Annotated in this window: 8 protein-coding genes and 2 pseudogenes; 7 read left to right on the top strand and 3 right to left on the bottom strand. The window is 74.0% G+C overall.

Annotation, left to right across the window (positions count from 1 at the left end; genetic code table 11):
* Positions 1-100: 100 nt before the first annotated feature.
* The 5 genes and pseudogenes from AB0K09_RS21310 to AB0K09_RS21330 form a co-directional block, all read left to right on the top strand.
* Positions 101-1,039: pseudogene (locus AB0K09_RS21310) on the top strand (diacylglycerol kinase family protein); the annotation flags it as partial.
* An 87-nt stretch (positions 1,040-1,126) separates the two neighbouring features.
* A complete protein-coding gene (locus AB0K09_RS21315) occupies positions 1,127-1,636 on the top strand; it encodes a DUF6328 family protein (RefSeq protein WP_366066960.1) in 510 nt (169 codons plus the stop codon).
* A 102-nt stretch (positions 1,637-1,738) separates the two neighbouring features.
* Positions 1,739-3,550, top strand: a complete 1,812-nt coding sequence (locus AB0K09_RS21320) for a thiamine pyrophosphate-requiring protein (protein ID WP_366066961.1) — start codon at positions 1,739-1,741, stop codon at positions 3,548-3,550.
* Between the two features lie 78 nt (positions 3,551-3,628).
* Positions 3,629-4,906 carry an aminotransferase class I/II-fold pyridoxal phosphate-dependent enzyme gene (locus AB0K09_RS21325; protein WP_366066962.1) on the top strand — a complete coding sequence of 426 codons (1,278 nt, stop codon included), beginning with the start codon at positions 3,629-3,631 and terminating at the stop codon, positions 4,904-4,906.
* Between the two features lie 119 nt (positions 4,907-5,025).
* Positions 5,026-5,676 (top strand): 50S ribosomal protein L25/general stress protein Ctc, encoded by a 651-nt coding sequence (locus tag AB0K09_RS21330; protein WP_366066963.1) that lies wholly within the window; start codon positions 5,026-5,028, stop codon positions 5,674-5,676.
* 329 nt (positions 5,677-6,005) lie between these two features.
* Here the strand turns inward: AB0K09_RS21330 and AB0K09_RS21335 are convergent, their stop codons facing one another.
* Positions 6,006-7,628 (bottom strand): MFS transporter, encoded by a 1,623-nt coding sequence (locus tag AB0K09_RS21335; RefSeq protein ID WP_366066964.1) that lies wholly within the window; start codon positions 7,626-7,628, stop codon positions 6,006-6,008.
* Between the two features lie 154 nt (positions 7,629-7,782).
* Positions 7,783-8,529, bottom strand: a complete 747-nt coding sequence (locus tag AB0K09_RS21340; protein ID WP_366066965.1) for a Mut7-C RNAse domain-containing protein — start codon at positions 8,527-8,529, stop codon at positions 7,783-7,785.
* A gap of 177 nt (positions 8,530-8,706) precedes the next feature.
* On the opposite strand from AB0K09_RS21340, the gene AB0K09_RS21345 reads away from it, so the two are divergent.
* Positions 8,707-9,618 carry a polysaccharide deacetylase family protein gene (locus AB0K09_RS21345; RefSeq protein ID WP_366066966.1) on the top strand — a complete coding sequence of 304 codons (912 nt, stop codon included), beginning with the start codon at positions 8,707-8,709 and terminating at the stop codon, positions 9,616-9,618.
* A gap of 116 nt (positions 9,619-9,734) precedes the next feature.
* On the opposite strand, the gene AB0K09_RS21350 is transcribed toward AB0K09_RS21345, so the two are convergent.
* A complete protein-coding gene (locus tag AB0K09_RS21350; protein ID WP_366066967.1) occupies positions 9,735-10,808 on the bottom strand; it encodes a S1 family peptidase in 1,074 nt (357 codons plus the stop codon).
* Between the two features lie 394 nt (positions 10,809-11,202).
* On the opposite strand from AB0K09_RS21350, the pseudogene AB0K09_RS21355 reads away from it, so the two are divergent.
* Positions 11,203-12,312, top strand: a pseudogene (locus AB0K09_RS21355) (germacradienol/geosmin synthase); the annotation flags it as partial.

Genomic DNA, 12,312 nt, shown 5'->3' on the forward strand with positions numbered 1-12,312 from the left:
ACCTCGTGCGCGCCCGCATCGAGCCGTACGCCGTGGGGCCCGGCAGCCGCGTCCTGCAGTTCGCCTCGCTCAGCTTCGACGCCGCCATCTCCGAGCGGACGCGCCGAAGCTGCCGGGCGGTCAGGGCCTGGTGGTGGTCGCCAACAGCGGGTCCGGCCAGCGGACGGCGGTGCGGGCGGACCCGGTGGAGGAGATCCGTTCGGCGTTCCCGTACGCCGAGGTCGTCGCGTGCGGCCTGCCGGCCGAGGGCGCGGAGGGATCGGAGGAATCGGAGGGCACGCCGCCGGGGATGACGCTGGAGGCCGCCCTGGAGACGGCGGCGGCGCGGGCGCGCGAGCTCGGGGGCGCCCTGGGGGTGTCGGGCGGGGACGGCACCGTCAACGTGGCGGCGGCCGCCGCCCACCGCCACGGGGTGCCGCTGGCCGTACTGCCCGGTGGGACGTACAACCACTTCGCGTACGACCTGGGCATCGAGACGCTCGCGGACGCGTTCCGGGCCGTGGAGACCGGCGAGGCGGTGGCGGTGGACGTGGCCCGCTTCGGGGAGCGGGGGCTGTTCCTGAACACCTTCAGCATCGGGGCGTATCCCGAGCTGGTGCGCGTCCGCGAGCGGTGGGCGCGGCGGATCGGTGCCTGGCCGGCCGGTGTGCTGGCCGCGGTGCACGTGCTGCGCACCGCGCGGCCGGTGCGGCTGCGGATCAACGGCCTGGAGCGGGAGTTGTGGATGCTCTTCGTGGGCAACTGCTCGTACCAGGGGCTGGGGCTGGCGCCCGTACGCCGGCACGATCTGGCCGACGGGGTGCTGGACGTCCGCGTGCTGTACGGCGGCCGGCTGGCCGGCACCCGGCTGCTCTCGGCCGCCCTCACCGGAGTGCTGCGGCGGTCGCCGGCTCTGGGCTCGGCCCGGGTGCGGCGGCTGCGGATCAGCGGCATCGAGCCCGGTACACACCTGGCCTACGACGGTGAGGTGGCCCCGGCGCCGGAGGCGCTTACGCTGAGCAAGGAGAACGAGGCCCTGGTCGTCTACCGCGCGCTCTAGCGGCAGCGGCCCTCCCTCGCAGCCGGCTGGCCCGGCACCACCCATGCCCCCCACCCAATTGCCCGGACATCACCGTGGAGTGACCGGATGCAGGAGCGACCGTCCGAGGAAGAGCGGCGTGCCGCGCGGCACGAGACGCCGGAGGAGCGTGCCGACCGGCGCTGGAGCGAGCTGCTGCAGGAGGTGCGGGTCGCGCAGACCGGGGTGCAGATCCTCTTCGGCTTCCTGCTGACCGTCGTCTTCACGCCCCGCTTCGCCGAGCTGGGCGACACGGATCGCATCATCTACGTGGTCACGGTGGTGCTGGGCGCGGCGACGACGGGGGCGCTGATCGGGCCGGTGGCCTTCCACCGGATCGTCACCGGCTGGCGGCTCAAGCCGCAGACGGTGACCTGGGCGTCGCGGATGACGCTGGTGGGCGTCGTGCTGCTGCTGGTGACGGTGACGTCGGTGCTGCTGCTCATCCTGCGGCTGGCCATGCACAACGCGGCCGTCCCGTGGGTGGTGGCGGGGCTCGTGACGTGGTTCATGCTGTGCTGGTTCGCGCTGCCCACCTGGGCGCGCCACCGGTACGGCACCCGGCGCTCCGGCAAGTGACCCGGCCGCGCCTCCGTACGGTGGATTTCACCGGCCCCCGGCGTTTCCCCGGCGAGCGATCGGTCACCCGTAGAGGAAGGCCCGCGCCGCGAAAGGAAACGCATGTCCACGAAGGTCTCCGATTACCTCCTGCAACGGCTGCGCGAGTGGGACGTCGACAAGGTCTTCGCCTATCCGGGTGACGGGATCAACGGTCTGCTGGCCGCCTGGGGACGGGCCGACAACCGGCCGACCTTCATCCAGGCACGGCACGAGGAGATGGCGGCGTTCGAAGCCGTCGGCTACGCCAAGTTCTCCGGCCGGGTGGGTGTCTGCGCGGCGACGTCGGGCCCCGGGGCCATCCACCTGCTCAACGGCCTGTACGACGCGAAGCTCGACCACGTGCCGGTGGTGGCGATCGTCGGTCAGACCAACCGCAGTGCCATGGGCGGCTCCTACCAGCAGGAAGTCGACCTGATGAGCCTGTTCAAGGACGTCGCCTCGGAGTTCTGCGAAATGGTGACGGTCCCGGAGCAGCTGCCCAACGTCCTCGACCGGGCGATGCGCACCGCCGCGGCCCGGCGGACGGTCACGGCCCTCATCGTGCCGGCCGATGTGCAGGAGCTGGACTACTCGCCGCCGCAGCACGCGTTCAAGATGGTGCCGTCCAGCCTGGGTATGTCCGCCTACGCCCCGGTGCCGGCGGACGAGGAGATCACCAAGGCCGCCGAGCTTCTCAACGCGGGCGAGAAGGTCGCGATCCTGATCGGGCAGGGCGCGCGCGGCGCGCGGGCCGAGGTCGAGCGGCTCGCCGATCTGCTGGGGGCGGGCGTCGCGAAGGCGCTGCTGGGCAAGGACGCGCTGCCGGACGACCTGCCGTACGTGACCGGTGCCATCGGTCTGCTGGGCACCCGCCCCTCGTACGAACTGATGCAGGGGTGCGACACGCTGCTGGTCATCGGCTCGAACTTCCCCTACTCGCAGTTCCTGCCGGAGTACGGGCAGGCGCGCGCGGTGCAGATCGACATCGATCCGTTCATGGTCGGGCTGCGCTATCCGTTCGAGATCAATCTCGTCGGTGACGCGCGGGAGACGCTCATCCGGCTGCTGCCGCGGCTGAAGCAGAAGAAGCACGGTTCCTGGCGGCAGGAGATCGAGAAGAACACCAAGCGGTGGTGGGAGGTGATGGAGCGGCGGGCCGCGGTCGAGGCCGACCCCATCAACCCCGAGTACGTCGCCCACGCGCTGGACCCGCTGCTGCCGGACGATGTGATGCTGACGGCCGACTCGGGTTCGGCCGCCAACTGGTACGCCCGTCACCTGCGGATGCGAGGGTCGATGCGCGGCTCGCTGTCGGGCACGCTGGCGACCATGGGGCCCGGTGTGCCGTATGCGATCGGCGCCAAGTTCGCCCGTCCCGACCGGCCGGCCATCGCGCTGGTGGGGGACGGCGCGATGCAGATGAACGGCATGGCGGAGCTGATCACGGCGGCCAAGTACTGGCGGGAGTGGCAGGACCCGCGGCTGATCGTGGCGGTGCTCAACAATCACGACCTCAACCAGGTGACGTGGGAGATGCGGGCGATGTCCGGCGCCCCGCAGTTCCTGCCGTCCCAGTCGATCCCCGATGTGCCGTACGCGGAGATCGCCCGGTCGATCGGGATCGACGGGGTGCGGGTGGAGAACCCGAAGGATGTCGAGGGCGCCTGGCGGCAGGCGCTGGCCGCCGACCGGCCGTTCGTCATCGACTTCCGCACGGACCCGGCCGTGCCGCCGATCCCGCCGCACGCCACCCTGGACCAGATCGAGGCCGCGGCGGCGTCGATCGTCAAGGGCGACACCGACCGGGTGGGCATGGTCCGGCAGGGACTGAAGGCGAAGCTGGCGGAGATGCTGATGCCCGGCGGGCACAAGCACGGCAGGCACGGCGGCTGAGACGACCGGGACGGGCGGAGCGGACCGCATTCCGGACAGACTGCCGGGCGGCGGGGCTCCGCCCAGCACAATGACGTCATGACCGACCATGCGCCTGACAAGACACCGTCGTTCACGACCGGTCCGATCGAGACCGGTCCGATCAAGACTGGCCCGATCAGGACCGGCCCGGCCGGGGCGGATCCGCTGCGCGCGCTGTCCCCGGACGAGTTGCGCCTCCGTACGAGTGCGAAGTGGCGCGTGCACGAGCCCGACGTGCTGCCGCTGTGGATCGCCGAGATGGACGTGCCGCTGGCCGAGCCCGTGGCGCGGGCGCTGACCGAGGCGGTCGCCCGGGGCGACACCGGGTACGCGTCCGGGACGGGCTACGCCGAGGCGCTCGACGTCTTCGCCCGCGAGCGGTGGGGCTGGGACGGGGTGGCGCCCGGGCGCACGGCGCTCGTGCCCGACGTGATGCTGGGCATCGTCGAGGTGCTGAAGCTGATAACCGGGCCGGGTGACGCCGTCGTGGTCAATCCCCCGGTCTACCCGCCGTTCTACTCCTTCGTCACGCACATGGACCGCCGGATCGTCGAGGCCCCGCTGGGCGCGGACCACCGCATCGATCACGGCGTCCTGGAGGCCGCCTTCCGCGAGGCGGCGGCGGGCGGGCGGCGCGCCGCGTACCTGCTGTGCAGCCCGCACAACCCCACCGGGACGGTGCACACCCGCGACGAGCTGGCGGCGGTGGCGGAACTGGCCGAGCGGCACGGCGTACGGGTGGTCGCCGACGAGATCCACGCGCCGCTCGTGCTGCCCGGCGCCGAGCATGTGCCGTATCTGTCCGTCGCGGGCACGGGTGGCGCCTTCTCGTTGCTGTCGGCGTCCAAGGCGTGGAACCTGGCGGGTGTGAAGGCGGCCGTGGCGGTGGCCGGCGCGGACGCGGCGCGGGACCTGGCGCGGATGCCGGTCGAGGCGAGCCACGGTGCGAGCCATCTGGGCGTCATTGCGCACGTCGCCGCCCTGCGGCACGGCGGCGACTGGCTCGACGCGTTGCTGGCCGGCCTGGACGAGAACCGCCGGCTGTTCGCCGGCCTGCTGGACCGGCACCTGCCCGGCGTGCGCTGCCGGCAGCCCGAGGGCACGTATCTCGCCTGGCTGGACTGCCGGGGCCTGGGCCTGGGCGACGAGCCCGCCGCCGCCTTCCTCGCCCGCGGGCGGGTCGCGCCGGCCGAGGGCACGGCCTTCGGCACGGGCGGCGCCGGACACGTCCGGCTGACCCTTGCCACCACGCCGGAACTGCTCACCGAGGCGGTCCGCAGGATGGCCTCGGCACTCCCGGCGGGCCCGTCGCGGGACGTTCCGACCGCCGACTGACGCCACGTCAGGTAATTCTCCGCGGCACGTTGGGCCGGACGGAGTAACGGCGCACGTCACGGGCGTTCCGGCTGGATACGGTGACGGCCACTGGACAGTACGACACGAGGAGTCCGGCCATGGCCGAGGTGAAACTGAAGGCTGTACTGCGCACCGATTTCGGCAAGGGCGCCGCTCGTCGCACCCGCCGCGACAACAAGGTTCCCGCTGTCGTCTACGGCCACGGCGCCGATCCCAAGCACGTGGCCCTGGACGGCCACGCCCTCATGATGGCGCTGAAGACTCCGAACGTCCTCATCAGCCTCGATGTGGAGGGCAAGAAGGAACTCGTCATCCCCAAGGCCGTGCAGCGCGAGGCGCTGCGCGGCTTCCTGGTACACGTGGACTTTCTGGCCGTCAAGAGGGGCGAGAAGGTCACCGTGGAGGTGCCGATCCACACGGAGGGCGAGCTCGCCCCCGGCGGCAACCTGCTGGAGCACATCCTCGGGGCCCTGCCCGTGGAGGCGGAGGCGACCCACATCCCGGAGGGCGTGACGGTCTCCATCGAGGGCCTGGAGGCCGGTCACACCGTGCGTGCTGGGGACATCCCGCTGCCGCGCGGCACCTCGCTGGCCGTCGAGGACGACGCGGCGGTCCTCCAGGTCGTCGCGGCGCAGACCGAGGCGCCGACCGAGGAAGAGGCGGCCGCGGAGGAGGAGGCCGCGGAGGCGGCCGCCGAAGAGGGGGCGGCGGCGGAGGAGGCGGCCGAGACGCCGGCGGCCGAGGGCTGACGCCCCGGCCGTGGGACGGGGGCCGGCCGGCGGTCCCCGTCGGGGCGGTCCGCCCGTGCGGCGGACGCGGCCAGGGAGTGTCCGGCGGAACGCGCCGGCTGCGGCGCTCGTGCATGCCGCCGGACACTCGCCACGGTGGCTCGTCGCCGTCGCGGCGGGCAGTTCCTCACCCTCCACGGCGACAGCGCCGGGCCACACGACGAACACGCCGGCTCCGGCACTCGCAGAGGCCACCAAGACCCTCGCCGCGCCAGCGGGCGGCCACGGCGTGCCGGACCGGCGGTGTTCGCACCGAGCCGCACCCCCGGCGAAGGGCCGCCGGGCCGCCGCTAGCCGGGGGAGCCGGAGCCGGCCCCCTCGCCGACGCGCGCCCCGTCGCGCGCGCCCGCCGGGCGGCGCCCCGCGCTCGGATCCGCACCCGGCTCCGGGCCACGCTCCCGGCCCCGCTCCCCGTCGGGAGACAACCGGTGCCAGACCAGGGCCGCGGCGCACAGGCAGACCGCGCCGGCCACCAGCGCCGCGCGCACGAGGCCGTCCACGAAGGCCGTGCGGACCGCTTGCGCCACCAGGCCGCGCGTGGCCGGTGCGAGCCCGTCGAACGCCGCGACGGAGACGGGGGAGTGCCGCGGGCCGGCGCGGGGCGGGAGCGGGACGCCGGCCAGCAGGGCGTCGACCCGCGGGCTGTAGACCATGGCGAGGACCGATCCCTGGACGGCGACGCCCATGGCCGCGCCGACCTGGCGCGTGGCGTCGTTGACGGCGGACCCCAGCCCCGCGCGATGTGCCGGCACGGCGCCCATGACCAGGTCGGTGGCGCTGGTCGCCACCATGCCCGCGCCGAACCCGGCCACGGCCTCGAAGACCAGCACCCGGCCGTAGCCGGAGCCGGCCCGCGCCCCGGAGAGCACCGCGAAGGCCGCGGTGACCACGAGGAGGCCCGCCACGACGGGAGCGCGCTCGCCGAACCGCGCCAGGACGGGGACGGCCGCCGCCGCCCCGGCGGACAGCGCCACGGGCATCGGCAGCACGCGCAGCCCCGCCTGGAGCGGCGAGCAGCCCAGCACGCCCTGCAGATAGAGCGTCAGCACGAACACGGCGCCCAGGACGGCGAAGGAGACGAGCGACAGCGCCGCCACTCCCGCGCCCACCCGGCCGTGACGCACCAGGGACGGCGGCAGCATGGGCTCCGCGCACCGGGACTCCCACACGACGAACGCGGTCAGCAACACCGCGCCGCCCGCGTAGGCGGCCGGCACCAGCCCGCCGGACCAGCCCCTCGCCGGTGTCTCGATGAGCGCCCAGACGGCACAGAACAGACCCGACGCGGACAGCAGCACACCCGGCACGTCAACGCGCGGCGGACGCGGGTCGCGGTGCTCGGCGACCAGCACCGCCGCGAGCAGGACGACCAGCGCGGTGACCGGGACGTTGACCCAGAAACCGGCGCGCAAGGAGAAGCGTTCGACGAGCCAGCCGCCGACGATCGGCCCTGCCGTGGCGCCCAGACCGCCCGTCGCCGCCCACAGGCCGATGGCCCGGCGGCGCAGCCGGGCCTCGGCGAAGGCGTTGCTGACGACGGCCAGGGCCGCCGGCGTGAACAGCGCCGCGCCCGCCCCCATGCCACAGCGGGCCACGACGGCCTGGACCGGCTCCCGGGAGAGCGCGCCCACCAGGGAGGCGCCGCCGCACACGGCCAGCCCCGCCAGGAAGCAGCGCCGCCGCCCGAGCCGGTCGGTCACGGCTCCGGCCGCCAGCACGGTGCCGCCCAGGACCAGCGCGTACCCGTCCACCACCCACTGGGTCTGGGCCATCGACGCGCCGAGCCCGCGCTGGAGGCCGGGCACGGCCAGATTGAGGGCCGTCGCGTCGACGCCGAGCAGGAACAGGCCGAGGCAGACGACGCCGACCGTCGTCCACCGCCACCCGCTTCCGGACCGCTGCCAACGCCTCATGCCCGTACCCCCTTTCGAAGGATCGGGCATGCGGAAGACCGCCCGCAACGCCGCGTCGTGCCCTGCTACACCTTCAGGTGAACACCCGTCCCGGGCGACTGGGACGCGAACGCGCGGGTAGGCGGCCGCAGCCGGGCGCCCACCGGGCGCCCCCCTAGACCGCCGGGGCCGTCCCCGCCGCCCCGAACTCGCGCACGGCGTCCTCGACGATCGTCTGGAGGCGGGCGTGGTGAGCGCCGCGCCAGTACACACGCTCGCAGGCGGCGCACTGGGCGAAGACGTCGTAGGTGCGCCGCGTGCCGTGTTCCAGCAGGGACGCCACCGCGTCCTTGTCGGCCTCGCGGAGCGGCCCGTTGCAGGCGGTGCAGCGGCTCCAGGGGGCGAGCGCGGGGGCGAAGCGGCCGAGGACGTCGCGCACCTGGTCGTCGGGGCGGTCGCTGTAGACGTAGGCCCCCGCCCAGATCTCGCGGCGCCGCAGCAGGCCGCGGTCGCGGGAGAGCATGACGCGGCGCTCGGCCGCCGACAGGGCGGCCAGCGCGGCGTCGCCGATGTCCTCGCTCTCGTACGCGGCGTCGACGCCCAGCAGCCGCAACCGGCGGGCGAGCGTGCCCAGGTGCACGTCCAGCAGGAACCGCAGCGGCGCCCCGGGGACGGACTGCGGCCGGGTGACGGCCTCGGCCTCCACGCTCTCGCCCGGGCCCGGCACGTGCGAGACGGGCACCTCACGGCCGTCGACGAGCAGCCGGCCGATCTCGGTGAGAGGGACACCGAGCGACTCGACGACGTGGCCGAGGCTGGAGGAGCCGTCGGTCACCACGGGCAGGCGTTCGCGGCGTCGCTCGGCGGCGAGGAAAATCCGCAGCTCAGGGGCGAAGGTGAGGAGGATTTCGGGTCGGTTCACGGCACCAGGATGCCACTGCGGCGAACGGGTGTGTCCAGCGTGTTTCCGAAGGTCACCGCGTGTTTCCCGGGCCGCTTCCCGTGCCGCCGGGCGCCGATCCGCCGTCGGCGGGCCGGGCGTTGGCCCCGATGGACGTGCCGGGAGGCGGGGGCGGGCGGGCGCTGCCAGGATCCGGGTATGGACCGCATACGCCCCCGGCCGCCGTCGGTGCCGGGCGTGGCCCCGCGCCGACCCGCCCGGCTGCTGCTGGCCGTGCTGCTGGCGGTCCTCGCGGCGACCGCCTGCGCCACGCCCGGCCCCGAGCCCCCGGCGCCGGGCAGCGGCCCGCGGCGGCAGCGCGTTCCGATGGCACAGCCGCACGCGGCGAAGCCCCGGGCGGCTCCCGAGCAGCGGGCGGCCGCGGCACGCCGGTGGGGACTGGAGCAGCCGCCGCGGGTCCCTCCCCCGCCGCCGGCGGTCAGGCCGCGCCTCGGCACGCCGCGCCGGCTCTCGCGCGGCCCGGGGCTGATACCCGTGATCACCCGGGTGCCGACCACCGACAAGGTCGTCTTCCTCACCATCGACGACGGCACCGTGAAGGACGAGGAGTTCACGGACATGGTCCGGGAACTGGACGTGCCCTTCAGCATGTTCCTCACGGACTCGGCGGTCCGCGACGACTACGGCTACTTCCGCGAACTGCACGGTCTGGGGCACGCCGCGCACAACCACACGCTGCGGCACCCGCAGCTGACGCGGCTCGGCCCCGAGGACCAGAAGCGGCAGATCTGCGGTCAGCGGGACGTCATGCGGCGCCGGTTCGGGGAGACTCCGCGGCTCTTCCGGCCGCCCTACGGCGACTACGACCGTGACACACTCGTCATCGCCCGGGAGTGCGGCGCGCAGGCCGTACTGCTGTGGAGCGAGGAGGCGTTCCCGCGGCGGATGGCGTTCCGCGACGGCGGGAGGCTGCGTCCCGGCGACATCATCCTCACGCACTTCAACGGGCCCCGGCAGTGGCACGGGACGATGGCGGACATGCTCCGGCTCGTACTGCGCAAGGCGACCCGGCAGGGCTTCGCCCTGGCCCGGCTGGAGGACTACGTCTGACGGGTGCTGCCCGGGCCGGACGGGCGGATCCCGTCGTCGGGAGGGCGGGGCCCCCGGACCGTGGTGCGGGTGGTCCGGGGGCCGTTGTGCCGTGGGGGGCCGACGTGTGCGGTGGGTCAGGGAAGCTGGGCGCCGAACGCCCGGAGCGCGTCGGGCACCGGCTGGAAGAACGTTTCCCCGCCGGAGGAGCAGTCGCCGCTGCCGCCGGAGGTGAGGCCCAGCGCGGCGTCGCCGTCGAAGAGCGCGCCGCCGCTGTCACCGGGCTCGGCGCAGACGGTGGTGTCGATGAGGCCCTCGACCGTGCCCTCCTCGTAGTTGACGGTGGCGTCCAGACCGGTCACCTCGCCGCCGTTGACGCCGGTCGTGCTGCCGCTGCGCTGCACCTGCTCGCCGACGGTGGCCTCGGCGGCGCGGGTGATGTCCTGCAGGCCGCCGTCGTAGAGGTCGACCGCGCTGGGGTGGGAGGTGCCGGACGTGTAGCGCACGAGGGCGTAGTCGTGTCCGGGGAAGACCGAGCCGGCCGTCGTACCGATGCGGGAGCCGCCCTGTGAGGCGGACCAGCCGGCGGAGGCGTTGCCGCAGTGGCCGGCGGTGAGGAAGTACGGCTTGCCGCCCTTGGTGACGTTGAAGCCGAGCGAGCAGCGGACGCCGCTGCCCCAGATGGCGTCGCCGCCGGCGACGAGCGGCCGGAGCCGGCCGGCCGTCCGTTTGACCGCGACCCGGTCACCGAGGCGCGCGACGACGGCGTCGAGCTTCTCCTTCCCGGCGCCGGTGACGGTGCTGTCCGCGGTGACCACGACCCTGTTGGTCCTGGGGTCGACCGACCAGGCGGTGCCCGGGACGGCGGCCTCGGCGGCGAGTGTCCGTCTGGCCGATTCCAGTGCGGCCGCCGAGTGCCGGACGGTGCGCGGTTCGGCACCTGCGGCGCGCACCCGCGCGGCGGTGGCCCGGTCGACGACGTCGACGACGAGCTTGCGCGCCGCGGCATCGTAGTACGAGCCCGCCGTGCCGGTGGCGAGGTCTGCGGCGATCTGCCGGGAGAGTGCAGCGGCCTGAGTGCCCGTCAGATGGTTCGGTCGCGGGGCGGGGGCCGCGTCGGCACTCTGGAGGGTGAGGGATGCCGTGGCCAGGGCGAGGGATCCCGCGACGGCCAGGGCCGCGCGCCGTCGGGATATGCGGGGGCGTTGCACGCCGACCTCCTGTGAGGGGGGTGTGCCCGGCGCCGGGGGGGATACCCGGCGCGCGCGGGCCCGGAGGACATGGAGGGAACGGGGAACGGCACGCACGCGTACGGGCGTTCAGTCGCGAGGCATTTCCGTCGCGTTCATGCCAAGCCCTTGATCGAGTATCCCGACCCCACGAGGCGGCACACAAGGCAACATCCGGACGCGACACCATCGCGCGCACCCGCCCCCGGCGAAGGAGATCGTTAATCGAATCGGCCCCGGTATTCACCATATTGAGGGGAAAGCCGACTTTCGCAGCGATGTGCCGCGGCCGGTTCTCCTAGCGTGCCGGGAGAACACCGTGCCCTCGGCGCTGCCCGTCCCCGACCCCGTGCGCGACCGCGCGAAAGGCCCAGCGATGCCCGATCCCTTCGAGCTTCCCCGCTTCTACACGCCCTACCCGGCGCGGCTGAATCCCCATCTGGAGGGCGCGCGCCGGCACTCCAGGGCGTGGGCCCGGGAGATGGGCATGCTCGAGGGCTCCGGCATCTGGGACGAGGCGGACCTCGACGCCCACGACTACGCCCTGTTGTGCGCGTACACCCACCCGGATTGCTCCGGCCCGGAGCTCGACCTGGTCACCGACTGGTACGTGTGGGTGTTCTTCTTCGACGACCACTTCCTGGACCTCTTCAAGCGCACCGGGGACACCGCCGGCGCCAAGGCCTACCTCGACCGGCTGCCCGCCTTCATGCCGTTGCGCCCCGACGACCCGGTGGAGGAGCCGGTCAACCAGGTGGAGGCGGGCCTCGCCGACCTGTGGGCCCGCACCGTCCCGGCGCGCTCGGCGGCCTGGCGGCGGCGCTTCCGGGAGAGCACCCGGCATCTGCTGGAGGAGTCCCTGTGGGAGCTCTCCAACATCAACGAGGGCCGGATCGCCAACCCCGTCGAGTACATCGAGATGCGCCGCAAGGTCGGCGGCGCCCCCTGGTCCGCCCATCTCGTGGAGCACGCCGCCGGGGCGGAGGTGCCCGCCGCCGTGGCGGCGAGCCGGCCGATGCGGGTGCTCAGGGACACCTTCGCCGACGGCGTCCACCTGCGCAACGACCTCTTCTCCTACCAGCGCGAGACCGAGAGCGAGGGCGAGCTGGCCAACGCCGTCCTGGTCCTCGAGCACTTCCTCGGCTGCGACACCCAGCATGCGGCCGACACGGTCAACGACCTGCTCACCTCCCGGCTCCAGCAGTTCGAGCACACCGTCCTCACCGAGCTGGAGCCGCTCTTCGCGGAGCACGGCCTGGACGCGGCCGCCCGCGCGGACGTCCTCGCCTATGTCAAGGGGCTGCAGGACTGGCAGTCCGGCGGGCACGAGTGGCACCTGCGCTCCAGCCGGTACATGAACGGCGCGACGGCCCACGGCGATTCCTCCACGACGGCCCGGGCCCTGCTGAGCGGGCCGTCCGGGATCGGCACCACGGCGGCGCGGATCGTCCCGTCGATCGTCGCCACGCTGCCGGCCCGGCTGAGG

The sequence above is a fragment of the Streptomyces sp. NPDC049577 genome, assembly GCF_040675635.1.
In the GTDB taxonomy this organism is placed as follows: domain Bacteria; phylum Actinomycetota; class Actinomycetes; order Streptomycetales; family Streptomycetaceae; genus Streptomyces.

Coding starts and splice junctions, on each gene's coding strand:
- AB0K09_RS21315 (WP_366066960.1), top strand. CDS start 1,127: ATGCAGGAGCGACCGTCCGAGGAAGAGCGGCGTGCCGCGCGGCACGAG.
- AB0K09_RS21320 (WP_366066961.1), top strand. CDS start 1,739: ATGTCCACGAAGGTCTCCGATTACCTCCTGCAACGGCTGCGCGAGTGG.
- AB0K09_RS21325 (WP_366066962.1), top strand. CDS start 3,629: ATGACCGACCATGCGCCTGACAAGACACCGTCGTTCACGACCGGTCCG.
- AB0K09_RS21330 (WP_366066963.1), top strand. CDS start 5,026: ATGGCCGAGGTGAAACTGAAGGCTGTACTGCGCACCGATTTCGGCAAG.
- AB0K09_RS21335 (WP_366066964.1), bottom strand. CDS start 7,628: ATGAGGCGTTGGCAGCGGTCCGGAAGCGGGTGGCGGTGGACGACGGTC.
- AB0K09_RS21345 (WP_366066966.1), top strand. CDS start 8,707: ATGGACCGCATACGCCCCCGGCCGCCGTCGGTGCCGGGCGTGGCCCCG.